Source organism: Azospirillum sp. NS33, assembly GCF_059703765.1.
Genome location: NZ_BAAKJB010000008.1, coordinates 159168 through 185701, shown reverse-complemented (window position 1 = coordinate 185701; position 26534 = coordinate 159168). Strand labels below are relative to the sequence as shown.

21 protein-coding genes are annotated in these 26534 nt (G+C 73.9%); 9 read left to right on the top strand and 12 right to left on the bottom strand.

The genetic code is table 11. The annotated features are described in order from the left end of the window. Positions 1–109: 109 nt before the first annotated feature. Positions 110–439: a hypothetical protein gene (locus AC6H2I_RS10045; RefSeq protein WP_497500478.1), complete on the bottom strand. Its 330-nt coding sequence runs from the start codon at positions 437–439 to the stop codon at positions 110–112. A 221-nt stretch (positions 440–660) separates the two neighbouring features. Between AC6H2I_RS10045 and AC6H2I_RS10040 the strand changes: the two genes are divergently transcribed. From AC6H2I_RS10040 to AC6H2I_RS10025, 4 genes are read left to right on the top strand one after another with little or no spacing between them, the layout of a single operon-like run. Further along, positions 661–1218: a 2-oxoacid:acceptor oxidoreductase family protein gene (locus AC6H2I_RS10040; RefSeq protein ID WP_497500477.1), complete on the top strand. Its 558-nt coding sequence runs from the start codon at positions 661–663 to the stop codon at positions 1216–1218. Positions 1219–1230: 12 nt separating this feature from the next. Beyond that, on the top strand, positions 1231–2517 hold the full coding sequence (locus tag AC6H2I_RS10035) for a hypothetical protein (RefSeq protein ID WP_497500475.1): 1287 nt from the start codon (positions 1231–1233) through the stop codon (positions 2515–2517). Beyond that, positions 2514–3518 (top strand): thiamine pyrophosphate-dependent enzyme, encoded by a 1005-nt coding sequence (locus tag AC6H2I_RS10030; protein ID WP_497500474.1) that lies wholly within the window; start codon positions 2514–2516, stop codon positions 3516–3518. The genes AC6H2I_RS10035 and AC6H2I_RS10030 overlap by 4 nt, the downstream gene beginning before the upstream one ends. Beyond that, positions 3518–5149, top strand: coding sequence for an NAD(P)-binding protein (locus tag AC6H2I_RS10025; protein ID WP_497500473.1), 1632 nt, complete (start codon positions 3518–3520; stop codon positions 5147–5149). Before AC6H2I_RS10030 ends, AC6H2I_RS10025 begins: the two co-directional genes overlap by 1 nt. Positions 5150–5178: 29 nt before the next feature. Here the strand turns inward: AC6H2I_RS10025 and AC6H2I_RS10020 are convergent, their stop codons facing one another. From AC6H2I_RS10020 to AC6H2I_RS10005, 4 genes are all read right to left on the bottom strand, one after another. Beyond that, positions 5179–5838 (bottom strand): c-type cytochrome, encoded by a 660-nt coding sequence (locus AC6H2I_RS10020; protein ID WP_497500472.1) that lies wholly within the window; start codon positions 5836–5838, stop codon positions 5179–5181. A 1-nt stretch (position 5839) separates the two neighbouring features. Beyond that, positions 5840–8743, bottom strand: coding sequence for a 4Fe-4S dicluster domain-containing protein (locus AC6H2I_RS10015; protein WP_497500471.1), 2904 nt, complete (start codon positions 8741–8743; stop codon positions 5840–5842). A 1-nt stretch (position 8744) separates the two neighbouring features. Further along, the gene (locus AC6H2I_RS10010) at positions 8745–9287 is read right to left on the bottom strand and encodes a cytochrome c3 family protein (protein WP_497500470.1); all 543 of its coding nucleotides are present in this window, start codon (positions 9285–9287) and stop codon (positions 8745–8747) included. A gap of 210 nt (positions 9288–9497) precedes the next feature. Then, positions 9498–9725, bottom strand: a complete 228-nt coding sequence (locus tag AC6H2I_RS10005) for an SMc00767 family acetate metabolism repressor (protein ID WP_497500469.1) — start codon at positions 9723–9725, stop codon at positions 9498–9500. Positions 9726–9970: 245 nt separating this feature from the next. Between AC6H2I_RS10005 and AC6H2I_RS10000 the strand changes: the two genes are divergently transcribed. After that, entirely contained in the window at positions 9971–10909 is a 939-nt protein-coding gene (locus AC6H2I_RS10000) for an NAD(P)-dependent oxidoreductase (protein WP_497500468.1), read from the top strand. 51 nt (positions 10910–10960) lie between these two features. On the opposite strand, the gene AC6H2I_RS09995 is transcribed toward AC6H2I_RS10000, so the two are convergent. From AC6H2I_RS09995 to AC6H2I_RS09965, 7 genes are all read right to left on the bottom strand, one after another. Continuing rightward, a complete protein-coding gene (locus tag AC6H2I_RS09995; protein ID WP_497500467.1) occupies positions 10961–14095 on the bottom strand; it encodes a hybrid sensor histidine kinase/response regulator in 3135 nt (1044 codons plus the stop codon). Between the two features lie 137 nt (positions 14096–14232). Further along, a complete protein-coding gene (locus AC6H2I_RS09990; RefSeq protein ID WP_497500466.1) occupies positions 14233–15660 on the bottom strand; it encodes an FAD-linked oxidase C-terminal domain-containing protein in 1428 nt (475 codons plus the stop codon). 137 nt (positions 15661–15797) lie between these two features. Continuing rightward, positions 15798–16133, bottom strand: a complete 336-nt coding sequence (locus tag AC6H2I_RS09985; protein ID WP_497500465.1) for a hypothetical protein — start codon at positions 16131–16133, stop codon at positions 15798–15800. Between the two features lie 145 nt (positions 16134–16278). After that, entirely contained in the window at positions 16279–16509 is a 231-nt protein-coding gene (locus AC6H2I_RS09980) for a hypothetical protein (RefSeq protein ID WP_497500464.1), read from the bottom strand. A gap of 39 nt (positions 16510–16548) precedes the next feature. After that, complete coding sequence (locus AC6H2I_RS09975; RefSeq protein WP_497500463.1) at positions 16549–20157, bottom strand: hydantoinase B/oxoprolinase family protein; 3609 nt, start codon at positions 20155–20157, stop codon at positions 16549–16551. Positions 20158–20258: 101 nt separating this feature from the next. Beyond that, positions 20259–21233 (bottom strand): alpha/beta hydrolase family protein, encoded by a 975-nt coding sequence (locus tag AC6H2I_RS09970; RefSeq protein WP_497500462.1) that lies wholly within the window; start codon positions 21231–21233, stop codon positions 20259–20261. 185 nt (positions 21234–21418) lie between these two features. Then, the gene (locus tag AC6H2I_RS09965; RefSeq protein ID WP_497500461.1) at positions 21419–21976 is read right to left on the bottom strand and encodes a GNAT family N-acetyltransferase; all 558 of its coding nucleotides are present in this window, start codon (positions 21974–21976) and stop codon (positions 21419–21421) included. Positions 21977–22196: 220 nt separating this feature from the next. On the opposite strand from AC6H2I_RS09965, the gene AC6H2I_RS09960 reads away from it, so the two are divergent. The 4 genes from AC6H2I_RS09960 to AC6H2I_RS09945 all read left to right on the top strand — a co-directional run bounded on the left by AC6H2I_RS09960 (position 22197) and on the right by AC6H2I_RS09945 (position 26503). Further along, positions 22197–22967 (top strand): TerB family tellurite resistance protein, encoded by a 771-nt coding sequence (locus AC6H2I_RS09960; protein ID WP_497500460.1) that lies wholly within the window; start codon positions 22197–22199, stop codon positions 22965–22967. A gap of 142 nt (positions 22968–23109) precedes the next feature. Further along, on the top strand, positions 23110–24939 hold the full coding sequence (locus tag AC6H2I_RS09955) for an ATP-binding cassette domain-containing protein (protein WP_497500459.1): 1830 nt from the start codon (positions 23110–23112) through the stop codon (positions 24937–24939). Continuing rightward, positions 24936–25814, top strand: a complete 879-nt coding sequence (locus tag AC6H2I_RS09950) for a DMT family transporter (protein ID WP_497500458.1) — start codon at positions 24936–24938, stop codon at positions 25812–25814. Before AC6H2I_RS09955 ends, AC6H2I_RS09950 begins: the two co-directional genes overlap by 4 nt. After that, the gene (locus AC6H2I_RS09945; protein ID WP_497500457.1) at positions 25811–26503 is read left to right on the top strand and encodes an N-acetylmuramoyl-L-alanine amidase; all 693 of its coding nucleotides are present in this window, start codon (positions 25811–25813) and stop codon (positions 26501–26503) included. The genes AC6H2I_RS09950 and AC6H2I_RS09945 overlap by 4 nt, the downstream gene beginning before the upstream one ends. Positions 26504–26534 lie beyond the last annotated feature (31 nt).

The following is a 26534-nucleotide window of genomic DNA, read 5'->3' as shown; positions in this document are numbered from 1 at the left end:
AGACGCTCTCTGGGAGGCCATTCGACAGGGCATCGACGCAATCACGTCGGCGGAGTGCGTCAACTTCTTCGCCGCCGCCGGATATGACTGCGATTGAGAAGAAAATGCTCTAGCGCCGGCCGGGGCGACCGGGGCGGCGTGGCCGCTGGCGGAGCCGCTCGATGCGCTCGATCAGCTCGCCGACGCTCACCGCGTCGTCGAGCCGGCCGTTCCGTGCCAGCGCCTTGGCGTGGGCGGCCAGCGCGCCGATCACGGCGCGCTCGTCGGTGACCCCGTGCACGGGCTGCCCGGCGCGGTCGACGATCAGGACGCCCAGCGCCGCGAGCGCCTCGGCGACGTCGTTCACCGCCCCCACCAGATCGCTCTCCTGCGCCTCGGCGACGCCGAGCACGGGTTCGAGAACATCGGCCAGCGAAGCTCCTTCGGTCGACCAGCTCATCCTTTCGCACTCCGGGAGGCGTCCTCCGGGCGACCCCGGGGGCGGTCTCCGTCTACGGTGGATCCGCGACCCGGCGGTGCCGGGCTCTTCAGGAAGAACAGCGGGCGCGCGGGTTGGTGCCACGGCGCATGACGGCGCATTTGCGCTGGATCAATGTGGTGCACCGCATGCGCTCCTATGCTCCCCCATCAAAAAGAAGCGGCCACCTGGGAGGACAGCGCATGTTCCAGGTACGCATACACGGGCGCGGCGGACAGGGGGTCGTCACGGCGGCCGAGATGCTGTCCGTCGCCGCCTTCATGGAGGGCCGGCACGCCCAGGCCTTCCCCAGCTTCGGATCGGAACGCATGGGCGCGCCGGTGGTCGCGTTCTGCCGCATCGCCGACACCGAGATCCGCACGCGCGAGCCGATCCAGGCCCCCGACGCGCTGATCGTCCAGGACCCGACCCTGTTCCATTCGGTGGAGGTCTTCCAGGGCCTGCCCGACACCGGCTTCGTGCTGATCAACTCCACGCTCGGCTTCGAGGGGCTGCACCTGGCCGAGTACATGGGCCGCTTCCCGCCCGGCCACGCCCGCTGCGTGCCGGCGACCGAGATGGCGCGTGCCCATGTCGGCCGGCCCCTGCCCAACGCCGCCCTGCTGGGCGGTTTCGCGGCGGTCACCGGGCAGATCCGCATCGCCTCCGTGCTGGCGGCCATCCGCGAGACCTTTCCCGGGCCCGTCGGCGAGGCCAACGCCCGGGCGGCCATGGCCGCGCACGACCACTGCCTGTCCTGAAGGGGACCCGCCATGCTGAAGCAGATCGAAGGCAGCCGTGCCATGGCGGAGGCCATCGCGTCGTGCCGACCCGAGGTCATCTGCGCCTACCCCATCACGCCGCAGACCCACATCGTCGAGGGGCTGGGCGAGCTGGTGCGCGACGGCCGGCTGACGGGCTGCGAGTTCATCAACGTGGAATCGGAGTTCGCCGCCCTGTCCGTGGCCATCGGCGCCTCGGCCGCCGGGGCCCGGGCCTACACCGCCACCGCCAGCCAGGGCCTGCTGTTCATGATGGAGGCGGTGTACAACGCGTCGGGCCTCGGCCTGCCCATCGTCATGACCCTCGGCAACCGCGCCATCGGCGCCCCCATCAACATCTGGAACGACCATTCCGACGCCATGGCCGTGCGCGACGCCGGCTGGATCATGCTGTTCGCCGAAACCAACCAGGAGGCGGTCGACCTGCACATCCAGGCCTTCCGCCTGGCCGAGGAGCTGTCGTGCCCGGCGATGGTCAACGTCGACGGATTCATCCTGACCCACGCGGTGGAGCGGATCGACCTGCCCGACCAGGCGCAGGTGGACGCCTATCTGCCCCCGTTCGAGCCGGTGCAGGTGCTCGACCCGGCCGAGCCCGTGTCGATGGGGGCGATGGTCGGCCCCGACGCCTTCATGGAGGTGCGCTACCTCGCCCACCACAAGCAGATGCGGGCGCTGGAGCGCATCCCGGCGCTGGCGGAGGAGTTCAAGGCGGTGTTCGGGCGGGAGGCCGGCGGCCTGGTCCGCCCCTACCGCCTCGACGGGGCCGAGACGGTGGTCGTCGCCATGGGCTCGGTGATGGGCACGGTGAAGGACACGGTGGACGCGCTGCGCGACGCCGGCCACGCCGTGGGCGCGCTGTCGCTGTGCGCCTTCCGCCCCTTCCCGCTGGACCAGGTGCGCGACGCGCTGCTGGACGCGCGCCGCATCGTCGTCCTGGAGAAGGCGCTGGCGGTGGGCATGGGCGGCATCCTCGCCAGCCACGTCCGCATGGCGCTGCGCGGTCTCGGCAACCGGGTCTACACCCTGATCGCCGGCCTGGGCGGACGGCCCATCTTCCAGGCCTCCCTGGCCGAGTTCCTGCGCAAGGTCGAGCGGGAACCGCACCACGACGTCCATTTCCTCGACCTGCGCGGCGACGTGGTGGAAGCCGAGCTGGCCCGCATCGAGGCGACGCGGCGGTCGGGACCGACCGCGGAGAACGTGCTGCGCCAGCTTGGCGCCGGGGCCGGCCCCCGCGCTGGCGCTGGCGCGCCGCAGCGGGAGGACGCGCGATGACCCAGACCGTCAAGTTCTACCAGACCGGCACGCTGACCGTCGGCAACCGGCTGCTCGACCCGGCGACCCGCACCGTCCAGGCGTCCCAGGACCGCGCCAACGCGCTGACCTGCGGGCACCGCGCCTGCCAGGGCTGCGGCGAGGCGCTGGGTGCGCGCTACGCCATCGACGCGGCGATGCGCGCCGCCGGCCGCGACCTGGTGTGCGTCAACGCCACCGGCTGCCTGGAGGTCTTCACCACCCCGTACCCGGAGACCTCGTGGCAGGTGGCCTGGGTGCATTCCCTGTTCGGCAACGCCGCCGCCGTGGCCTCGGGGGTGGCGGCGGCGATGCGGGTCAAGGGCCGCCGGACGCGGGTGGTCGCCCAGGGCGGCGACGGCGGCACCACGGACATCGGCTTCGGCTGCCTGTCCGGCATGTTCGAGCGCAACGACGACGTGCTGTACATCTGCTACGACAACGAGGCGTACATGAACACCGGCGTGCAGCGCTCCAGCGCGACGCCGCCGGCGGCACGCACCGCCACCACCCCGGCGCTCGGCGCCGCCCCCGGCAACGTGTTCGGCACCGGCAAGAACGTGCCGCTGATCGCCATGGCCCACGCCATTCCCTATGTCGCCACCGCCTCGGTCGCCGACCTCCACGACCTGGAGGCCAAGGTGACCCGGGCGATGGGCATGCACGGCGCGCGCTACCTCCACATCATGGTGCCCTGCCCGCTGGGCTGGGGTTCGGCCAGCCACGACACCGTCCGGCTGGCCCGGCTGGCGGTGGAGAGCGGCCTGTTTCCCCTGTTCGAGGCGGAGCACGGCGTCGTCACCGGGTCGCGGCCGATCCGCCGCCCCGTCCCGGTGACCGAGTACCTGAAGCCGCAGCGCCGCTTCGCCCACCTCTTCAAGCCCGGCGACCCGCACGCCGCCGACGCGCTGGCCCGGCTGCAGGCCATGGCGGACGCCAACATCCGCCGCTTCGATCTGCTGCGACACGAGGAGGCCGTGTGATGCCCCAGCATCCCTTCGCGATCACCCTCGACGCCGGCACGTCGCTGGCCAACCGCACCGGATCGTGGCGCACCCGCCGCCCGGTCTATGCCGACCACCTGCCGCCCTGCAACGACCGTTGCCCGGCCGGCGAGAACATCCAGGGCTGGCTGTACCACGCCGAGAGCGGCGACTACCGGGCGGCGTGGGACGTCCTGATGCGCGACAACCCGTTTCCCGCCATCATGGGGCGGGCCTGCTACCACACCTGCGAGGACGCCTGCAACCGCGCCCACCTCGACCAGCCCGTCAGCATCCACGCCGTGGAACGCTTCCTCGGCGACCTCGCCATCCGCGACGGCTGGCGGGTGGAGCCCGGCCCGCCGAGCGGCAAGAGCGTCCTGGTGATCGGGGCCGGCCCGTCCGGCCTGTCGGCGGCCTACCACCTCGCCCGCCTCGGCCACGCCGTGACCGTCGTCGACGCCGGTCCGAAATCCGGCGGCATGATGCGCTTCGGCATCCCCGCGTACCGGCTGCCCCGCGCCGTGCTCGACGCCGAGGTCGCGCGCATCCTCGCCATGGGCGTCACCCTGTCCCTCGACACCCGGATCGACGACATTCCCGCGGCGATGGCCGACGGGGCGTTCGACGCGTGCTTCGCCGCCATCGGCGCCCACCTCGCCCGGCGGGTCGAGATCCCGGCGGTGGCGGCGGGGCGCATCCTCGACGCCGTCTCCGTGCTGCGCGGCATGGAGACCGGCGCCCCGCCGCCGATGCTGGGCCGGCGCGTGGTGGTCTACGGCGGCGGCAACACCGCCATCGACGCCGCCCGCACCGCCAAGCGCCTGGGCGCCGAGGAGGCGCTGATCGTCTACCGGCGAACCCGGGAGATGATGCCGGCCCATGATTTCGAGGTGGCGGAGGCGCTGGAGGAGGGCGTGCTCGTGCGCTGGCTGTCCACCATCAAGCGCCTCGACGCGGGCGGCATGGTGGTGGAGCGGATGGTGCTGGGCGAGGACGGCTGGCCGCGCCCCACCGGCGAGCTCGAGACCATCGCCGGCGACACCCTGATCCTGGCCCTCGGCCAGGACGTCGACACGACGGTGATCGAGGCGGTGCCCGGGGTGACGGTGAACCAGGACCACACCATCGCCGTCGGCCCCGACCTCCAGACCGGCCATCCCGGGCTGTTCTGCGGCGGCGACATGGTGCCGGCGGAGCGCACGGTGACGGTGGCGGTCGGCCACGGCAAGAAGGCGGCCCGGAGCATCGACGCGTTCCTGCGCGGCGCCGCCCCGGACGCGGTCGCGAAGCACACCCCCGCCACCCCCGACCGGCTCAACACCTGGTACTACAGCGACGCCCCGCAGACCGTGCAGCCGGTGCTGGACGCCCTGCGCCGCCGCACCAGCTTCGACGAGGTCAAGGGCGGGCTGGACGAGGGCACGGCGCTGTTCGAGGCGCGGCGCTGCCTGTCCTGCGGCAACTGCTTCGAATGCGACAACTGCTTCGGCGTCTGCCCCGACAACGCGGTGGTCAAGCTGGGGCCGGGCAACCGCTTCCGCTTCGACTACGAGTTCTGCAAGGGCTGCGGCCTGTGCGCCGCCGAATGCCCCTGCGGCGCCATCGACATGGTGGACGAGGCGATCTGAGGCGCCGCCGCCGGCGGCCGCCGGCCCGATCAGGGACGCGGCGCGGGGGGTGCGCCGAGGCTTCCGGCCAACCGCGCCAGGTCCCCGGCCGCGGGCACCCGCTCCCGCGCCGCCGCGTCCCGGGCCCGGCGCTCGCGCAGCAGCGGCGTCGTGCGCTCCCCCGGCGCCGCGGGGGGCTCCGCCGCCGGGGCCGCGGGAGGCGCCGCGGCCGAATCCCCGCCGCCCGCGGTCGCCTGCAGCGCCTTGACGTACCAGGCCACGGCCCAGCGCTCGGCCGGAACGATCTGGCGCGCGTACGGCGGCATGCGGCCGAACCCCGTGGCGATCACACGGGCGACATAGGCCGGCGCCGCCGCCCGCAGGCGGTCGCCGTGCAGGCTGGGCGGGTGCGGCACATAGCGGCCGGCGGCCATGCCGTCGCCGTCGCCGGCCACGCCGTGGCACGGCGCGCACACCCCCTCGTAGGCCCGCTGCCCGCGCGCCAGCAGGGCCGCGGTCGGCACGGGAACCGCGGCGTCCGGCGCCGCCGGCGCGGCGTCGAAGGGGATGGTGCCGGGCACCGGCGGCTGCGCCACGGTGGCGTCGGGGAACAGCGCCGCCGGCTCGTACGGGTCGTAGCGGGGCTGCGTCGCCATGTCGTCGCAGGCCGCGAGGGCCGCCAGCGCGGCAAGGAGGCACCGGCGCCGCATCTCAGGTCCCCCCGTCCGCCGGCGGCGGCGCGACGCGCGCCAGATAGGTGGTGCGCGGCCGGGTGCCGAGCTCCGCCAGCAGCGCGTAGTGGCGCGGGCTGCGCCGCGCCCGGGCCACGGCGCCGTCGGGGTCGGAGAGGTCGCCGAAGGCGATCGCCCCGGTCGGGCAGACGCTCTGGCAGGCGGTGCTCACCTCCCCCGCCGGCCGGCCGTCGCGCCGGGCGGCGGTGAGGCGCTGGACGCAGTAGGTGCATTTCTCCATGACGCCGCGGGCGCGCACCGTGACGTCGGGGTTGCGCATGGCCTGCACCCCCGGGGATTCGCGGCCGGCGTAGTCGAAGAAGTTGAAGCGCCGCACGTCGTAGGGGCAATAGGCGGCGCAGGTGCGGGTGCCGATGCAGCGGTTGTAGACCATCTGGTTCAGGCCCTCCGGCCCGTGCACCGTGGCGTTGACCGGGCACCCCATCTCGCACGGCGCCTTCTCGCAATGCATGCACGGCACGGGCTGGAACAGGACGCGCGGGTTCGCCGCATCGCCGGCGTGGTAGCGGTCGATGCGCAGCCAGTGCATCTCGCGGCCCCGCGCCACCTCCGCCCGCCCGACCACGGGGATGCTGTTCTCGGCCTGGCAGGCGACGACGCAGGCGTTGCAGCCGATGCACGCGTCGAGGTCGATCACCATGGCCCAGGCCGGCGTCCCCTGCTCCCACTCCGGGTGCAGGGAGGGCGGCACGCCGGCCGCCGCCGGCGCCGCCGCCTCCCCGGGCGCCACCACGCGGACGATGTCGCGCCCCTCCATGCGGCCATGGGTCTGCGTCGACACCAGGGCGACCGCCTCGCCGAGCGGCCGCAGCCCGGCCCCCCGCACCAGCCAGGGCGCGGCGGCGCGGCGCAGGGGATAGGCGTCGTAGCCGATCCCGGCGCCGACCCCGGCGCCGGCTGTCCGGCCATGACCGAGGCTCAGGGTCAGGGTGCGCGGCGCCTGGCCCGGCGTCACCCAGACCGCCGCCGCCACGGTGACGCCGCCGGCCGTCACCGCGACGCGGTCGCCGTTGGCCAGGCCGCGGTGCGCGGCCAGGGCCGGCGACACCAGGACCGCGGCGTCCCACGACAGCTTGGTCAGCGGCTTCGGCAGCTCCTGAAGCCACGCGTTGGCGGCGAAGCGGCCGTCCCACACGGTGGGGTCCGGCTGGAACACAAGGTCCAGCCCGTCGCCGTGCGCCGCCGCTTCAGCGTCGGGGGCGGCGTCGGGGGCGGCGTCGGGGGCGGCGGACGGCACCCTGATGCGCATGCCGGCGACCGCCGGGGCGGCGCTGCCGGCCACGAAGCCGAGGCGAAGCGCCTCCTCCCAGCGCGTGGCGTGGGCGTCGCCCCAGACATCCCGCCACGTCGCCCGGACGGCCTCCTCGTCGGACTCCGCGGTGCCGGCCAGCGCCCCCAGCAGGGCCGCGGCGGGCCGGCCGCCGTAGAGCGGGCGCAGCATCGGCTGCTGGATGGTCGCCGTGCCGTCGACGGCGCGGGCGTCGCCCCAGCTCTCCAGCGGGTGGGCCAGCGGCAGGTGCCAGGCGCACCGCACCGCGGTCTCGTCGCGGTGGAGCCCGGCGTGGATGGTCGTCGCGACGCGGGCCAGCGCACCGGCCACGTCGAGGTCGCCGGGCGACGTGTAGACGGGGTTCGCGTCGAGCACGACCAGCGCCTCGACCCGGCCGGCCGCCATGTCGGCGACCAGCGCGGCCAGGGACCCCGCGCCATCGGGCGGCGGCGGCGCCACCGGCTCCATCAGATCCGAGGTGGCGCCGAGGTTGCCCAGGGCGTCGTCGATGGCCAGCGCCAACGCCTGGACGGCGGCCGGCACCGACGGCCCGGCGAGGACCAGGCCCTGGCCGGGATGGGCGCGCAGCGCCGCCGCCGCCTCGGCCACCCACGCCCGCTCGGCCAGCGACACCCCCACGGCGTCGGCCGGCGCGCCGGCGACGCCCAGGTCCTGGGCGAGCGCGACCGCCAGGACCGGCAGACGCCCGGCGTCGACGACGCAGCGCCGGTCCGCGACGGCACCGGTGAGGGTCGGCGTCGCCTCCGCCGCCAGCAGGCGGAAGGGCGCCGCGCCGCCGTCCCGGGCGGCGGCCCGGCGGGCGCTCCAGGCGCGCGCGTTGGGCACCTGGGCGGGGCCTGGGCCGAGCGGGTCGTCGCCGAACGCCACCACCGCCGCGGCGCGGTCGAGATGAAGCCGGCGCTCCAGCGGGCGGCCGGTGGCCAGGGCGACCGCGGCCTGGGCCTCGAACGGCCCGGCCGGCTCGTGGGCGTGCCAGCGCGCACCGGGGAAGGCCCGGAGGAACGCCGCGATCTGCCGCAGCAGCGTCGGCGAGGTCAGCGCGCCGGTCAGCAGCCGGACCCCCTCCCCGCCCGTGGCCGCCCAGGCCGCGCGCAGCGCCGGCAGGGCGGCGTCGACCGCGGCCCAATCCGTGGGTTCGCCGTCGCGCCAGGGCGTCCGCGACCGCTCCGGGTCGTAGAGACCGAGCACGGCGGCCTGGGCAAACACGTCGGCCCGCCCCCCGACCAGCGGATGGCGGGGGGTGCCGTCGAGGCGGGTCGGGCGGCCCATGTGGGTTTCCGCCACCACCGGCTGGGCGTAGCCGGCCAGGGTCACGGCGGAGGCGTAGAACCGCGGCGCACCCGGCACCCGCTCCTCGGGCGCCGCCACGGCGGGCACGGCCCGCTCCGGGGCGACCTCGTCGCAGCCGGCGGTGCCGGCCAGGGCCAGCGACGCGGCCATGGCACGCAGCACCTCGCGCCGGCCCGCCTCGGGCAGGTCGGCAATGGGAAACGCGGCGGCATCGGCGCGGTCGGGACGGCCGTCCCGTTCGTCCAGGCTGCGCCACGGGGGTGGGGGCGATGATCCGGTCATGTCAGCGATGGCACACGGCGCAGTGGGTGAGGTCCAGGGCGGGGCGGCCGCGCCGCGCCGCCTCCCGGCGGTGGCAGTCCAGGCAGAAGCTCATGGTGAGCGGCACCGCCTGGCGGGTGCGCTCCATCGCCGCGACGTCGCCGTGGCAGGTGGCGCAGGCCACCCCATCGGCGACATGCGCCTGGTGGTCGAAGTAAACGTGGTCCGGCAGGGCGGCCACGCGCCGCCAGGCAAGCGGCGGCGGCAGGACGGAGGGGGACGGCGTGGCGAGGTGGCAGCCGGCGCAGGTCTCCACCGGCGGCAGGCCGGCCATCGGTCCCCGCGCCGCCGAGGTGTGGCAATAGGAGCAGTCGATGCCGATCTCGGCGACGTGGTGGAAATGGCTGAAGGGGCGTGGCTGGGGCGGCGCCTCGGGGGCCCGGGCAAAGGCACCGGGGGGGATGACCCCGGCGAGACGGAGCACGGCAACCAGGGTCAGCAGCACCGCGGCACCGATCGCACCACGGGCGATCAGGTCGGCGCGCCGGGAGAACCTCTGTGCCATGGATCACTCGCCCTCCCGTCCGGCGCCGTCGGTCCCCGGTGCAACGCGGCAGGGGGACGGCGGTTCCCGGGGGGCGGCGGCCGGGAGCGGCCGGGAGCGGGCGGGGGCGGCGCGCCGAGACGACGACGGCCCGCCGGGTCACCCCGGCGGGCCGTTCGGGGGCGCCAGGGCGCCGGCGGTCGGGCGAAGCCGGCGGCTTCGCGGGCCACCCTATTTGGTGCGGATCACCGGGGTCAGCTGGTCGCCCCAGTTGCCGGACTCGTTGTGGAAGCGGGCGGTGCGCATCAGCTCCACGGTGATGCCGGCATCGACGCACTTGACCACCGCCTCGTTCAGCCGGTGCAGGCTGTTGGCCATGATGCGGATGGCGCTCTCCTGGTCGGGGGTCATGGTCGATCCCTCGTCCGGCGGCGCGTCCTGGAAACCCTTCTTGCTCATTCCTTCGTGTCCTTCCCTAGCTCGGCGTCGTTCGGGGCGTGCGGGCGGGCCTGGGCCCGCGGCGCGGCGGCCGTTGCTGTCGTGCCGCAACGCGGCACGCGTCCAGTCTTTAACACAACGGGCGTGGGGGACAAGTCCGCACACCGTCCGGGGACGGACCTGGGCGTTTGATCGCGCCAGCGGCACGCCGTACCCTGCCGGCCGGCACCCGCCGCCGCCACGACCGCCCGCAGGAGCTCCCGCCGATGACCGACACCGCCCCCATCGTCCCCGCCACCACCGCCGCCGCGGCTCCCGCGGCGGCTCCCGCTGCGGCTCCCGCTGCGCCCCGCGCCGTCGCCTTCCTCGGCCTGGGCGTGATGGGCTTCCCGATGGCCGGCCACCTCGCCGCCCGGGGCCATCGCGTCGCCGTCTGGAACCGCACCGCCGCCAAGGCGGCGGCGTGGGTCGAGCGGCACGGCGGGCGCGCCGCCGCCGACCCGGCCGACGCCGCGCGGGGTGCCGAGTTCGTCTTCCTGTGCGTCGGCAACGACGACGACGTGCGCGCCGTCACCGCCGCCGCCCTGCCCGGCATGGCGCCCGGGATGGTGCTGGTCGACCACACCACCGCCTCGGCGGCGGTGGCGCGGGAGGTGGCGGCGTCCGGCCGCGACCACGGCGTCCACGCCCTCGACGCCCCGGTGTCGGGCGGCCAGGCCGGGGCGGAGAACGGCGCCCTCACCATCATGGTGGGCGGGGACGCGGCGGCGTTCGAGCGGGCGGCGCCGGTGATGGGCGCCTACGGCCGGGCGGTGACGCTGATGGGGCCGGCGGGCTCGGGGCAGCTCACCAAGATGGTCAACCAGATCTGCGTCGCCGGTCTGGTCCAGGGCTTGGCGGAGGCCCTCGCCTTCGCCCAGCGCGCCGGTCTCGACGCGGGGCGTGCGGTGGAGGTGATCGCCAAGGGCGCCGCCCAGTCCTGGCAGATGGACAACCGGGCGCCGACCATGCTGCGCGACCATTTCGACCACGGCTTCGCGGTGGACTGGATGCGCAAGGACCTGGCCATCTGCCTGGCCGAGGCCCGCGCCAACGGCGCCGCCCTGCCGGTCACCGCCCTGATCGACCAGTTCTATGCCGACGTCCAGGCGATGGGCGGCGGGCGCTGGGACACCTCCAGCCTGATCAAGCGGCTTCCGCGGTAGCCGGAAGGCGGCGGGCGGAAGGCGGCGGACGCGACGGCGGGCCCGGCCGGGTCAGAGGGCCGCGGCCGGCCGCAGCGCCGCCGCACCGCCCCCGGGGCCGGCGAGGTGGGCGAGGGCCGCCGCCGCCGTGTCCGCCGCCGCCGCCTCGAGGGCGCTGACCGCGCCCGCGGTGTCGCCCGGCGCGCGCAGCGCCCGCTCCAGTTCGGCGGCGTGCCGGCCGAGCCGGGTGGCCCCCATGTTCAGGGCAAACCCCTTCAGGCCATGCGCGACGCCGCACGCCGCGTCCCGGTCGCCGCCGGCCAGCGCCGCGTGCAGCGCCGCCAGATGGCCCTGAACCTCGCGCAGGAACTTGCTCATCAGGTCGGCGAAGGCGTCGGCGCCCATGATCGCCTCCAGTTCGCGCAGGCGGCCGGCGTCGAGGAGGGCCTCGGCCGGCGGCCCGCTGCCGGGCTGCACGGCGGCGCCGACGGCGCGGCCGGCCGCGCACGCTTCCAACGCCGCCTGCAGCCGGACCCAGTCCACGGGCTTGACCAGCACGGCGTCCATGCCCGCCTCCAGAAAGGCGGCGGCGTGGCCCGGCAGGGCGTCCGCGGTCAGGGCGAGGATCGGAATCCGGGACCGCGTCCCGGCCAGGGCCCGGATGGCGCGGGTCGCGGTCGGGCCGTCCATTTCCGGCATGTGGATGTCCATGAGAACGAGGTCCGGCGCCTCAGCGTCGTCCGCCACATGCGCGAGGGCGTCCCGCCCGGTGGCGGCGAGGACGACCGCGTGCCCCTTCCGCTCGAGGTACTGGCACAGCACGCTGCGATTCACCTCGTTGTCGTCGGCGACGAGGATGCGCAGAGGCCGGGTCGGCGCGGCGGCGCCCTGGCCGTCCCGCGCCGGACCGACCGCCGCCGCGTCCCCCCGGGGCAGGCACAGGCCGACGGTGAAGCACGACCCGTGGCCGAGACGGCTCTGGACGGTGATGGTGCCACCCATCAGCCCGACCAGCCGGTGCGCGATCGACAGCCCCAGGCCGGTGCCGCCGTAGCGCCGGGTGGTCGAGGAATCGCCCTGGGCGAAGGGGGTGAACAGGCGCGCGACCTGCGCCTCGCTCATGCCGATCCCGGTGTCGGAGACGGCGATGCGGACGCTGCGGCCGGTGCCGTCCTCTTCCGCGGTCACCGTCAGGTCCAGGCCGACCTCCCCGGCCTCGGTGAACTTGACGGCGTTGCTGACCAGGTTGAACAGGACCTGCTGCAGCCGGGTGGGGTCCCCCTTCACCACCACCGCGGCCGGGCCGTCGACGTGGAGGTCGAGGCCCAGCGCGATGCCGCGCGCCTCCGCCATCGGACGGAACAGGCGGGCGACGGAGCGCACCGTGTCGACGAGGTCCAGGTCGACCGTCTCCAGATCGAGCCGACCGGCGTCGATCTTGGACAGGTCGAGCAGGTCGTTGAGCACCGCCAGCAGCGTCCGCGCCGAGCCGCGCAAGGTGTCGATGCCGTCGCGCTGCTGGGGGTCCAGCGTGGTCTCGGCCAACAGGTCGGCCATGCCGATGACCCCGGTCAGCGGCGTGCGCAGCTCGTGACTCATGTTCGCCAGGAACACCGATTTGGCGGCGTTGGCGTCCTCGGCGGCCCGGCGGGCCGTCTCGAGGTCCGCCTCGATGCGGCGGGTCTCCGACATGTCGCGGGCGGTCACCGTGATGTGGCGGCTGCCGGCCACGGTGGTCATCGACACCGTGGCCATCACCGGTATCTCCCGTCCGTCGCGGTGGCGTACGGCCACCGTGCGCCAGTCGCCGAACGACCGCGACCCGTCGGGGCCGGCAAGGAACATCGCCGCGGCCGCCCCGTGCCGGGCCACCACCCACGCCGGCAGGAGCTGGCCCACCGGCGTGCCCGGCATCGCCTCCTCCGGCCGCCCGACCAGATCCGCGGCGGCCCGGTTGGCCCACTGCACGGTGCCGGCCTCGTCGATGCCGACCATGGCGTCCGCGGAGATCGCGTTGATCGCTTCCAGCGCCGCCGTCTTCTCCGCCAGCCGGCGCTGGCTGCGGTCGAGATCGCCGGTGCGCTCCTCGATGGTGGCGACGTAGTCGCGCACGGCGGCGGCCATGTCGGCCAGCTCCGCCGGGCCCGCGGTGTCGAACGCCACCGGCTCCCCGGCGATCCCGGCCCGCATCTGGCGGCGCAGGCGCTGCAGCGGCCGCAGCACGTCGCGCCGCAGCATGACGTACAGCAGGCCCAGGGCACCGACGGCGGTGCCGAGCGCGGCGACGACGACAAGGCGCAGGCGCCGGGCCTCGGCCTGGGTGTCGGCGCGGTGGCGCTTCACCGCCTGTTCCGCGTCGGTGGCCAGGGTCGCGGCAAGGGTGTCGAACCGCGCCCCGCCCTCGATCAGGCGGCGCACCAGATTGCCGCTGCGCGCGTCGAGGTCGAGGATGCCGGTGCGCAGGGCGAGCAGGCCGCTCTCGCCGAGGATCTCGGCCGCCAGGCGGTCGCGGGTCGTCCGGTTCCCGACCCGGGACAGCCGCTCCTCCACGGCGTCGCGCCCGCGGCCGACAGCGAGCGCGCTGGGGGCGGTCCCCGCCAGCACCGCCGCGGCGATCACCGCCTGCACCGAGCCGTCCAGGGCGTCGAGCCAATCGACCGCCTCGGTGGTCTCGTGCTCGCGGCGCAGCGACGCCAGCCGCCGCGCCATCTCGGCCTCGAGGTCGAGACGCGCCCCGGTGAGACGGACCAGAGCCTGCGCCGCCTCCAGCTGGGCGTCGTGCGCGCGGCGCAGATCCGCCACCGGCCAGTCGCTGTCCGCCAGGTCGTCCATGGCGTCGAGGTGCTCGACCAGGGCGCGGCTGGTGTCGCGCAGACGCTCGGCCGCCGTCCGCAGCCCCGACGGGGTGGCGGTGCGGGCGATGCCGGCCGCGGCCTGGGACAGGTCGCGGGCGGCGACGAGAATGCGCTGGGCGGTGTCGAGGGCGGGAAGCTCGCGGGCGTGGATCGACACCGACAGCGCGGTCAGGCGGTCGGCCCCCATGGCGAAGACGGCCCCCAGCACCGCAACGATCGCGGTGACCGCCAGGGCCGCGAAGGCGAAACGCGCCGCGATGCTCCGGAACCGCTGGATGGCCGCCTCCCGCAACGGGACGATCACGTCACCCGGCGCACGCCGCCGTGCCGGTGCCAGTAACGCGCTCGCCATGACCGCAAGCATGCGAATGACCGAGGGCCGCGGGATCGCCCCTGTTCACGCTCCGCCCCGCAACGACATGCTGTTCTCCCGTCACGTCTCTACCACACTCGGCGGCGCGTCGGTCAGCCTTCTTCATTGGCGGGGACTCAGACCCGGATCACCTTGCCCGGGTTCATGATGTTGTCGGGGTCCAGCGCCCGCTTGATGGTGGCCATGGTGAGGACGGCGTCGCCGGCCTCCTGCTCCAGGAACGCCATCTTGCCATAGCCGATGCCATGCTCGCCGGTGCAGGTGCCGCCCAGGCGCAACGCCCGCTCCACCAGGCGGTCGTTGAGCCGCTTCGCCTCCTCCATCTCCTCCGGCTTCTCCGGGTCGATGACGAACAGCAGGTGGAAGTTGCCGTCGCCGACGTGCCCGACGATCGGCGTCAGCACGGCCGAGGCGGCAAGGTCGGCCTGGGTCTCCAGAATCGCCTCGGCGAGCCGCGAGATCGGCACGCACACGTCGGTGGGCCAGCCCTTGGCGCCGGGCCGCAGGGCGATGGCCGCGTAGTAGGCGTCATGGCGCGCCTGCCACATCTTGGAGCGATCCTCCGCCCGCGTCGCCCACTCGAAGCCGTTGGCGCCGTTCTCCCCGGCCAGCGCCGCCACCATCTCGGCCTGCTCCTGCACGCCGGCGGCGGTGCCGTGGAACTCGAAGAACAGGGTCGGCGCCACCGCCATGCTCATCTTGGAGTAGCGGTTGATGGCGTCGACCTGGACCTCGTCGAGGAACTCCACCCGGGCCACGGGAATGCCGGACTGGATGGTCTGGATCACGGTGTCCACCGCACCCTTGAAGTCCTTGAAGGTGCAGACCGCCGCCGAGGTCGCCTCGGGAATGCCGTAGAGCCGCAGGGTCACCTCGGTGACGATGCCGAGCGTGCCTTCGGCGCCGACGAACAGCCGCGTCAGGTCGTAGCCGGCCGCCGATTTGCGGGCGCGCCCACCGGTCTTGATGACCCGGCCGTCGGCCAGCACCACCGTCAGGCCCAGCACGTTCTCGCGCATGGTCCCGTAGCGCACCGCGTTGGTGCCGCTGGCCCGCGTCGAGGCCATGCCGCCGATCGACGCGTCGGCGCCGGGGTCGATGGGGAAGAACAGCCCGGTGTCGCGCAGGTGCTCGTTGAGCTGCTTGCGCGTCACCCCGGCCTGGACGGTGACGTCCAGGTCCTCGGCCGACACCCGCAGGATCGCCTTCATCCCGGACACGTCGACGCACACACCGCCGTGCAGCGCCGCCACGCCACCTTCCAGCGACGTCCCCGTGCCGAACGGCACCACCGGCACCCGGTGGCGGGCGCACACCGCGACGATGGCGCTCACCTCGTCGGTGGAGAGGGCGAACGCCACCGCGTCGGGCGGGCATACGGGGTGGTAGGATTCGTCCTTGCCGTGGTGGTCGCGCACCGCACCCGACGTGCTGAGCCGATCGCCGAGAAGGGCGCGCAGCTCCTCCAGGGCGGCGGCGACGGCCGGGCGCGGGGCGGCGGTTCCGGCGGGGGCGGGGCCCGTGGGGGCGGTGGCAACGGACATGGCGTTCCCTCCTGGTCGGCGCGGCGGCGGGCGGCTCTTGGGACCGCTCCGGACGGCACGGATGGTGTGAGCGCGGCAGGCTAAGCGCCGGCCGCGGCGCTGGCAAGCCGGGCGTTCCGAGAGCCTGCCCTGCACCGTCAGTTCAGCGAATCCGACGCCTTCGGCACCGCGCCCAGGGCGGCCAGGGGCAGGCGCTGGATGAGGCGCTGCACCAGGTCCTCCAGGCGGTCGACGTCCCGCCGCCGGCCCTCCACGGCGTCCAGGCGGCGGCGCAGCTCGGCCTGGCCGGTGAGGACGTCGCCCAGCAGGCGTTCCAAGCGTCCCAGCAGCTGGTGGAGGTCGCCGTCCGGGACCGGAGGACGGCCGGCGGCCATGGCGGGCGGCGCCTCGCCGGTGGCCGCGCGCTCCGCCTCGAGGATCGAGCGCAGGCTGCGAAGAACCTCCTCGAGGGACGCCTCATTCGGTGCGGCCATTGGCAACCGTGCGTGGAAGAAGCATGCGCGACGACCTCGTCGACGGCGCGGCTGCCGGCGACCAGGACGGTACGATAGCACACCCGGGACGCCGGCACAGCACGCACGCGCAGCCTGCCCCGGGGGCCCCGTGTCAGACCCCGATTCAGGCGCCGGCGCCGTCGACGTCGCGCAGGATCTCGTCCAGCGTGTCGTCGGTCAGGCGGTCGGACTCGCCGCTGAGGTGGCGCACCTTGTCCAGCAGGTCGCCGACCTCCAGCGTCGCGTCGTCCACCGTCTCCACGGTCACACGCACCGCCTGGCCCGGGTCGATGCCGAGACGCTCCAGTTCCTGGGACACCTTGCCGGCGTCGATCCGCTCGATGATGGTTCGCATGACGCCAGCCTACCACAGTGACACGCCCAAGTGTGGCGCTCAGCCACCGTAGCCACCACCACCCGGCGTCTCCACCACCAGCACGTCGCCGGCGTTCATCGCCACCTTGTCGGTGGAGCCCAGGGTCTCGACCCGTCCGTCGGTGCGCTGCACCCAGGTGCGGCCGAGCGCGCCGGGGCCGCCGCCGGCCGCACCGAACGGCGCCACCCGGCGGTGGTTGGCGAGGATGGCGGCGGTCATCGGCTCCAGGAAGCGCAGGCGCCGCACCGCACCGTCGCCGCCGCGCCAGCGCCCCGCCCCGCCCGAGCCACGGCGGATGCGGAACGCCTCCACCAGCACCGGGAAGCGCCACTCCAGCACCTCCGGATCCGTGAGGCGGGAGTTGGTCATGTGGGTGTGCACCGCGTCGGTTCCGGGAAAGCCCGGGCCGGCGCCGGAGCCGCCGCAGATCGTCTCGTAATACTGGTAGCGGTCGTTGCCGAAGGTCAGGTTGTTCATCGTGCCCTGCGCCGCCGCCATCACCCCCAGCGCACCGTAGAGCGCGTCGGTCACGCACTGGCTGGTCTCCACGTTGCCGGCCACCACCGCCGCGGGGTAGGCGGGGGCCAGCATGGACCGCTCGGGGATGAGGATGCGCAGCGGCTTCAGGCACCCCTCGTTCATCGGGATGTCGTCGTCGACCAGGGTGCGGAACACGTACAGCACCGCCGCCCGGCACACCGCCGACGGGGCGTTGAAGTTGCTGGCGAGCTGGGCGCTGGTGCCGGTGAAGTCGATGGTGGCCGAGCGCGTCGCCCGATCGATGGCGATGGCCACCCGGATCACCGCGCCGTTGTCCAGCTCCTGCTCGAAGCTGCCGTCCTTCAGCACGTCGATGACCTGGCGCACCTGCTCCTCGGCGTTGTCCTGGACGTGGTGCATGTACGCGCGCACCACCGGCAGGCCGAACTGGCCGACCATGCGCCGCAGCTCCTGCACGCCCTTCTCGTTGGCGGCGATCTGCGCCTTGAGGTCGCCCAGGTTCTGCTCGACGTTGCGCACGGGGTGCGGGGTCTGGGTCAGCAGCGCCACCGTGGCCTCCTCGCGGAAGGCGCCGGCCTCCACCAGCAGGACGTTGTCGATCAGCACGCCCTCCTCGCCGATGGTGCGGCTGTCGGGCGGCATGGAGCCGGGGGTGACGCCGCCGACGTCGGCGTGGTGGCCGCGGCTGGCGACGTAGAACAGGACCTCGCCCCCGGCGTCGTCGAACACCGGCGAGACCACGGTGATGTCCGGGAGATGGGTGCCGCCGTGGTAGGGATCGTTCAACATGTAGACGTCGCCCGGCACCATCGTGCCGCGGCACGCGTCGATCACCGCGCGCACGCTTTCCCCCATCGAGCCGAGGTGCACGGGCATGTGCGGGGCGTTGGCGATCAGCCCGCCGTCCGCGTCGAACAGGGCGCAGGAGAAGTCCAGCCGCTCCTTGATGTTCACGGAATAGGCGGTCTTCTCCAGGGTGAAGCCCATCTGCTCGGCGATCGACATGAAGAGGTTGTTGAACACCTCCAGCATGACCGGGTCGGCCTTGGTGCCGATGGCCACCCGCCCGGGCAGCGCCTCGATGCGGGTCAGCACCAGGTGGTTCTTGCGGGTGACCTCGGCCATCCATCCCGGCTCGACCACGGTGGTGGCGATGCGCTCCTTCAGCACCGCCGGCCCCACCACCCGGTTGCCGGGCGTCAGCGCGTCGCGGTCGTAGACCGGCGCGTCGTGCGCCCGCCCGCCCGACCACAACCGCAGCGTCGCCAGGCGGCGCGGCAGGGCGCCCGAGGCGGGCTGCGGGCTGTCGGGGTCGTCGGTGGTCTCGGTGTGGCCGACCGCCTCGACCGACACCGCCTCCACCACCAGCGCCTTGCCCGCCATCATGAATCCGTAGCGCTGGCGGTGGGCGGCCTCGAACGCCGACAGCATCGCCGCGCGCTCGCCGAAATCGACGATCAGCGGCGTGTCCGATCCCTCGACCTTGATGTGGGCCTTGCGCAGCACCGCGATGCGCGCCTCCTCCACGCCCTGGCGGCGCAGCTCCGTCCGGCCCTCCGCGGCGAGGCGGTCCAGCGCGATGACCAGGGTGGGCATGAGCTCCTCGGTGAGGCGGGCTTCCACCGCCTTCTCGCGGATCGCCACCGTGTCGGCCAGGCCGATGCCGTAGGCCGAAAGCACCCCGGCGTGGGGGTGGACGAACACCGTGCGCATGCCCAGCGCGTCGGCCACCAGGCAGGCGTGCTGGCCGCCGGCGCCGCCGAAGCAATTGAGGGTGTAGCGGGTGACGTCGTAGCCGCGCTGCACCGAGATCTTCTTGATCGCGGTGGCCATGTTGTCGACAGCGATGGTGAGGAAGCCCTCGGCGACCGCCTCGGGGCCGAGGTCCCGGCCGGTGGCCTCCTTGACCTCGGCGGCCAGGGCGGCGAAGCGGCTGCGCACCACCGCGGCGTCGAGGGGCTGGTCGGCGTCCGGCCCGAAGACATGGGGAAAGAAGTCGGGGTTGAGCTTGCCCACCATGACGTTGCAGTCGGTGACCGTGAGCGGGCCGCCGCGGCGGTAGCAGGCCGGTCCGGGATTGGCCCCGGCGCTCTCCGGGCCGACGCGGAAGCGGGTGCCGTCGAAGGCGCAGATCGAGCCGCCACCCGCCGCCACGGTGTGGATGTGCATCATCGGCGCGCGCATGCGCACGCCGGCGACCACCGTCTCGAAGGTCCGCTCGTACTCCCCGGCGTAATGGGAGACGTCGGTGGAGGTGCCGCCCATGTCGAAGCCGATGACCTGCGCGAACCCGGCCATCGCCGCGGTGCGCACGGCGCCGACCACGCCGCCGGCGGGGCCGGAGAGCACGGCGTCCTTGCCCTGGAACAGGCGGGCGTCGGTCAGGCCGCCGTTGGACTGCATGAACATCAGGCGCACGCCGTTGAGCTCGCCCGCCACCTGGTCGACGTAGCGGCGCAGGATCGGCGAGAGGTAGGCGTCGACCACCGCCGTGTCGCCCCGCCCGACGATCTTCATCAGGGGACTCGCCTCGTGGCTCGCCGACACCTGGGTGAAGCCGACGGAGCGGGCCAGCGCCGCCACCTGGCGCTCGTGGTCGGGAAAGCGGTAGCCGTGCATCAGCACCACCGCGCAGGCCCGCAGCCCGTCGCGGTGGGCCTCCTCCAGGGCGGCGCGCACACTGCGCAGGTCGAGGGACCGGACCACCGTGCCGTCGGCGCGCACGCGCTCGGGAACCTCCACCACCCGCTCGTACAGCAGCTCCGGCAGGACGATGTGGCGGGCGAAGATCTTCGGCCGCGCCTGGTAGCCGATGCGGAGCTGGTCGGCGAAGCCCTCGGTGATGAGCAGCAGGGTGCGGTCGCCCTTGCGCTCCAGCAGCGCGTTGGTCGCCACGGTGGTGCCCATCTTCACCGCCTCCACCCGGTCGCCCGGAATGGCCTCGCCGGGGGCCAGGCCCAGCAGGTCGCGGATGCCCTGGATGGCGGCGTCGCCGTAGCGTTCCGGGTTCTCCGACAGCAGCTTGTGGGTGGCGACCGAGCCGTCGGGACGGCGGGCGACGATGTCGGTGAAGGTGCCGCCCCGGTCGACCCAGAACTGCCAGCGCCCCTGCCCTTCGGTGTTCATGCCCGCGCTCCGCTCATCCACGCCGAAACGGGGAGTGTGACGATCCCGCGGCCAAGGTCAACCGCCACGGAGTCCGGCGCCAGCCACCCCGTCGCATGACGTCACAAGGCGGCATGGAGGAAGTGGGCGACCCGCTGGTGCAGATCGCGATGGACCGCCGCGCGGTCGACGCCCGGCGGATCTTGGCACAGCTCGGGGGCCGCCGCGGCCAGCGACGGCGGGCACGGGTCGACGAACACGAAATGGTTGCCCGGGACGACCAATTCGACGGGCGGCCGCGGCAAGCCGGCGGCGACCGCGAGGGCGTTGCCCTCCGCCCGCAGGTCGCTCTGCCGGGCCCGCCCGATCAGGACCGCCATGTCGACGCCGGCCAGCCCCCCGGCGCCGAAGGGCGCGCCGTAAGGGTCCAGAAGGACGAGGGCTTTGAGCGCAAGCACCGCCGCCGAGGCCCGCGCCGGCAGCCCGGCCAGCGAGCCGTCGGTCGGAATGCCGTCGCAGGCCCTGGGATCGTCGCGGCGTTCCCCGCAATAGCGCGACAGCTGCGCCAGGTCGAGCGGCGCGCCGGCCGAAAGCAACGCCACCGCACCGCCGAAGGAGTATCCGACCATGCCGAGCCGTGACGCATCGGCACGGTCGGCGAACCGCGGGTCGTCCAGGACACGCTCGAGCGCCGCCTGGATCTGCCGGGGGCGCGCCTCGAACGGCCGCCGCGCCGCCGTGTGAAAGGGAGCCACCACGACGAACCCCTCGCGCGCCAGATGCAGCAGAAGCTCGCGGTGGAGCAACGGGGTGCCGGCCTTCCGACCGCCTCCATGGGAAAACAGGACCACCGGCCAGCGGCCATCTCCGGCCGCGGGCGCGGGCGCGACCGGCGCGCCGCGCGCGGCGGACACCACCACGGGCCCGACCTCCACCGGTTCCTCCGCGGCGCGCGTCGGATAGGCGACCAGGACATCGACGGGATCATCGCCCGGCACGGCGAGGCGGACGACGCCCGCATGCAAGGGCTGCGCACCCGCCTGTGCGGCGACCATCCCCAACGCGGCAAGCAGCACACCGGCCATGGCCAACCTCATCCCAACCTCCCTTTTGTGCAGGTGCATGACGACCACGCTGGTTGCAGCCGTCATGCCATCGCGGGATTCCGGGGCAGGCTCTGGAATTCGGGGTGACCGGCCCGCAGGAGCTTGGCGCGTCGCGGCCAGAACGTGGCGATATCCGGCACATCGGGGCGGATCACGCCACGCGCGGGGGGGGCTCCTCACGCCGCCAGCGGCTCCGGCGCCAGGAACGGGTCGAGCCACCAGCCCACCGCGCCGGCCCCGTCCTCCATGGCCTCCACCGCCAGGGACAGCTGGGTGGGCGGCGGCAGGTCGAAGACGATCGTGGTCTCGCCGGCGTCGTAGGACGCCTGGCCGCCGAAGCGGCGTCCCAGCGCGCGCATGCGCAGGTTCTCGCGCAGGCACAGCATGTGGGCGCGGTGGATGCGGCGGTTGCGGGCGATGGTGAGCGCGCGGCGCAGCAGCGTCCCGCCATAGCCCCGCCCCTGGACCTCGGTTTCCAGGCTGAGCGCGATCTCCGCCTCACCCTGCCAGACGGCGCCGTCGAAGGAGATCTCGGCGACCCCCCGGAGCTCGCCCTGGACGATGCAGCCGACCAGCTGGGTGCGCACCCGGTCGGCCGTCCGGCAGCGCCGGGAGATGGCCTCGTCGGACACAATCCCGGCGAACCGCATGGTGCGGCTGGCGCGGTCGAGACGCAGGAGATGGCGCTCGTAGCGCCCCCACTCTGCGGTGATAAGCTTGCGAAACACCGGCATGACCCTGAATCCGTATCGTCGTCATTCGACGCAACGTTCAGAGCGTCCATCCCTTGTGGACCACCGTTGACCCGGTGGCCTTTGCCGCCCCGTCCGGCGGCATGACCCGCGATGGTGCATTGCAACAATAACACGGTTTGCGCTACCACGGTCCAGAGGCGGCGACAATGATCGTCGGATGTGGCATGCGCGCCACAGGCGGAGGATGGAGCCGGACGAGATGAGCATCTGGGGCAAGGTCCTCGGCACCGCGGCGGGATTCGCCGTGGGCGGGCCGTTGGGGGCGCTGCTGGGCACCGCGGCGGGCCATGCCGTCGACCGCCTGCGCGCGGGCGAGGGTACCAGTGGACCAGGCGGCGGGCCAGGCGGCGGGCAGGACGGCGACGCCACCCAGTCCATCGTCTTCACCATCGGCGTGGTCGTGCTGTCGGCCAAGATGGCCAAGGTCGACGGCATGGTGAAGCGGGTCGAGGTGGAGGCCTTCAAGCGCCTGTTCCACATTCCCGCCGACGAGATGCGCAACGTCGGCCGGGTCTTCGACCTGGCACGCCAGGACGCCGCCGGGTTCGAAGTGTACGCGCATCAGATCGCCGCCCTGTTCGAGCACGGGCACGCGGTCCTGGAGGAGCTGCTGGAGAGCCTGCTGCGCATCGCCGAGGCCGACGGCGAGGTCAACGACGCGGAGCTGGCGTACCTGCGCACGGTGGCCGCCATCTTCGGGTTCTCCGACGCCGATTTCGACCGGATCGTGTGCGAGCACTGCATGTGCTGCGGCCGCGGCGACGTGCCGCCCCATGCGGTGCTGGGGGTCGCGGCGGACGCCGGCCCGGACGCCGTACGCGCCGCATACCGGCGGCTGGTGCGGGAGCACCACCCCGACCGCCTGATCGCCCAGGGCCTGCCGGAGGAGTTCGTGGCGCAGGCGACGGAGCGCATGGCGGCGATCAACGAGGCGTACGACCGCATCCGCAAGGCCCACGCGATGACCTAGCGCGGCGCCGGCCCGCCCGGAGGCGCGGTATGCGCATCTGGGGGGTCGCGGCGGCGCCCGCCGGCGCGCTATAAGACGCGGCGACGCCGCCGGCGCGCCGCCACACGCCCCCCTGTCAGCCCCGAAAGCCGCCGCTCGCCCCATGGCCCCTCCCGCTCCCATCGTCGCCCTGCAAGGAGCGGCCGTCACCTTCGGCGGCCGCCCGCTGTTCGAGGGAATCGACCTCGCCGTCTCGCGCGGCGACAAGGCCTGCCTGGTCGGGCGCAACGGCTCGGGCAAGTCGACGCTGATGAAGGCGCTGGCCGGCATCGTCGCCGCCGACGGCGGCGACCGCTTCGTGCAGCCCGGCGCGCGCATCGCCTACCTGCCGCAGGAGCCGGACTTCACCGGCTTCGCCAATGTCCACGACTACGTCGCCGCCGGCCTGCCGGAGACCGAGCGGGACGAGACGCACCGGGTCGACGCCGTGCTCGACCACCTCAGCATCGACGGCGCCCTGGCGCCCGCCATCCTGTCCGGGGGCGAGGCCCGCCGCGCCGCGTTGGCCCGCACCCTGGTTGGCGCCCCCGACGTGCTGCTGCTGGACGAGCCGACGAACCACCTCGACCTGCCGACCATCGAGTGGCTGGAAGGCGAACTCCAGGCCTTCCGGGGCGGCCTCCTGCTGATCAGCCACGACCGCGCCTTCCTCAAGACCCTGGCCCGGCGCACCCTGTGGCTCGACCGCGGCGGCCTGCGGCCCAGCGACAAGCCCTTCGCCCAGTTCGAGGAGTGGCAGGCCGAGGTGTTCGCCGCCGACGAGGCGGCCGCGCACAAGCTGGACCGCCGGATCGAAGGCGAGATGAAGTGGCTGCGCGAGGGCATCTCGGCGCGGCGCACCCGCAACATGGGCCGGGTGCGGGCGCTGCAGCAGCTGCGCACCGACCGGGCCGAACGCATCAAGGGCGGCCAGCAGGCCAAGCTGGCGATCTCCGAGGCGGACCGCGGCGGCCGGCTGGTGGTGGAGGCCGAGGGCATCGCCAAGACCTTCCAGACCGCCGACGGCCCCCGCCCCATCGTCAAGGACTTCTCCACCCGCATCCTGCGCGGCGACCGGGTCGGCCTGATCGGCCCCAACGGTGCGGGGAAGTCGACGCTGCTGAAGATGCTGACGGGCCAGCTCGAGCCCGACAGCGGCAGCGTCCGCCTGGGCACCAACCTGGAGATCGCCTATTTCGACCAGCGCCGCGCCACCCTCGATCCCGAGGAGACGGTGCGCCAGGTGCTGTGCCCGTTCGGCGGCGACCGCGTGGTGGTGAACGGCGAGTCGCGCCATGTCGCGGGCTACCTCAAGGACTTCCTGTTCGACACCCGGCAGCTCGACAGCCCGGTCAAGTCGCTGTCGGGCGGCGAGCGCAACCGCCTGCTGCTGGCCCGCCTGTTCGCCCGCCCGTCCAACCTGATGATCCTCGACGAGCCGACCAACGACCTCGACATGGACACGCTGGACCTGCTGGAGGAGGTGCTGGGCGACTACCAGGGCACCCTGCTGCTGGTCAGCCACGACCGCGACTTCCTGGACCGCCTGATCACGTCGACCGTGGCGCTGGAAGGGGACGGCACGGCGGCGGAGTACGCCGGCGGCTACTCCGACTACCTGCTGCAGCGCCCGGCGCGCGAGGCGCCGCCCCAGGCCAAGACCAAGCCGGCGGCCGCCGCCGCGGCCGCCGCCCCGCCGCGGCCGCGGGTCAAGCTGTCCTACAAGGACCAGCGCGAACTCGACGACCTGCCGGCCCGCCTCGACCGTCTCGCGGCGGAGGTGGCGCGGCTGGAGGGGGTGCTGGCCGACCCCGACCTGTTCAGCCGCGACGCCGCCGCCTTCCAGGCGGCGGGCGACGCCCTGCACGCCCGTCAGGCCGAGCTGGCGGCAGCCGAGGAGCGCTGGCTGGAGCTGGAGAGCCTGCGCGAAGAGCTGGAAGGCGGCCGCGGATGACGGTGCGCGATTCCATGCTGGCCCTCCTGGTGATGGCCTGCTGGGGGTTCAACTTCGTCGCCGTCAAGCTGTCGGTGGTGGGATTCGATCCGCTGTTCCTGCTGTTCCTGCGCTTCGCCATCGTCGCCGCCCTGGTGGTTCCCTTCGTCGCCGTGCCCAGGGGCAAGCTGCTGGACATCGCCATCCTCTCCGTCATCCTGGGCGGGCTGCACTTCCCGCTGATCTTCAGCGGCGTCGCCGGGGTGGACGCGGCGACGGCGGCGCTGGTGGTGCAGTTGCAGGTGCCCTTCTCCTCCCTGCTGGCGGCGCTGATCTACAAGGACGTGCTGGGCTGGCGGCGCTTCCTGGGCATGCTCGTGGCGTTCGGCGGCATCGTCGTCATCGCCGGGGCGCCGCGCCTGCACGGCAGCGTGGTGCACATCCTGCTGATCGTCGGCGCCAGCTTCGCGTTCGCCTGCGCCAACGTCCAGATCAAGCGGATCGGCGCCCTGGACGGCTTCACCCTCAACGGCTGGATGGCGCTGTTCGCCACGCCCCAGGTGCTGATCCTGTCGCTGCTGCTGGAGGACGGCCAGTGGGCCAGCCTGACGGCGGCGCCGCTGCAGAGCTGGCTGGGCCTCGCCTTCATCGTCTTCGGCGCGACCATCGCCGCCTACGGGTTGTGGTATCGGCTGGCCCGCGATTATCCGGTGAACCACACCACGCCGTTCCTGCTGCTGGTCCCGGTGTTCGGTGTGCTGTCCGGCGTGCTCGTGCTGGGCGAGCCGGTGACGCCCTATCTGCTGGGCGGCGGGGCCCTGGTCATCGTCGGCGTCGGCGTCATCATCTTCCGCCGGCCGCGCACCGTGCACCGCAGGACGGCCAGCACGACATGAGCGCCGCCGCGCCCGTCGCCCTGCCCTCCCCCAACCACGGGCCGCGGCCGCCGGGCGTCGGCGCGGAGCTTCTGGTCCTCCACTACACCGGGATGCCCTCGGCCGGCGCAGCGCTGACCCGCCTGTGCGATCCCGCCTCCCAGGTCAGCGCCCACTACACCGTGGACGAGGACGGCACGGTCTACGCCCATGTCGCGGAGGATCGCCGGGCCTGGCACGCCGGAGTTAGCGCCTGGCGCGGCGCCGGCGACGTCAACAGCCGGTCGGTCGGCGTCGAGATCGTCAACCCCGGCCACGAGTTCGGCTACCGCCCCTTCCCCGCGGCGCAGATGGACGCGGTGGAGGCGCTGTGCCGGGCGGTGATGGGACGCCATGGGATGGCGCCCGCCGACGTGGTCGCCCACAGCGACATCGCCCCCGACCGCAAGCAGGACCCCGGGGAGTTGTTCGACTGGCCACGCCTGGCGCGGGCCGGGATCGGCCTGTGGCCCACGCCGTCCCAGGCCGACCACGCGCCGTTCGGCGCCGCCGAGGTCGCGGCCCTTCTGGCCCGCATCGGTTACGACCCCGCCTGCCCGCGGGCGCTGCTGGCGTTCCAGCGGCGCTACCGGCCGGCGGCGCTGAGCGGCACGGCCGACGGCGACACCGTCGCCCGGCTGCGCGCCCTGGCCCGCGTCATGGGCCGCTGAGCCGGCGGGCTTGTCCTCATATATAGCGCCC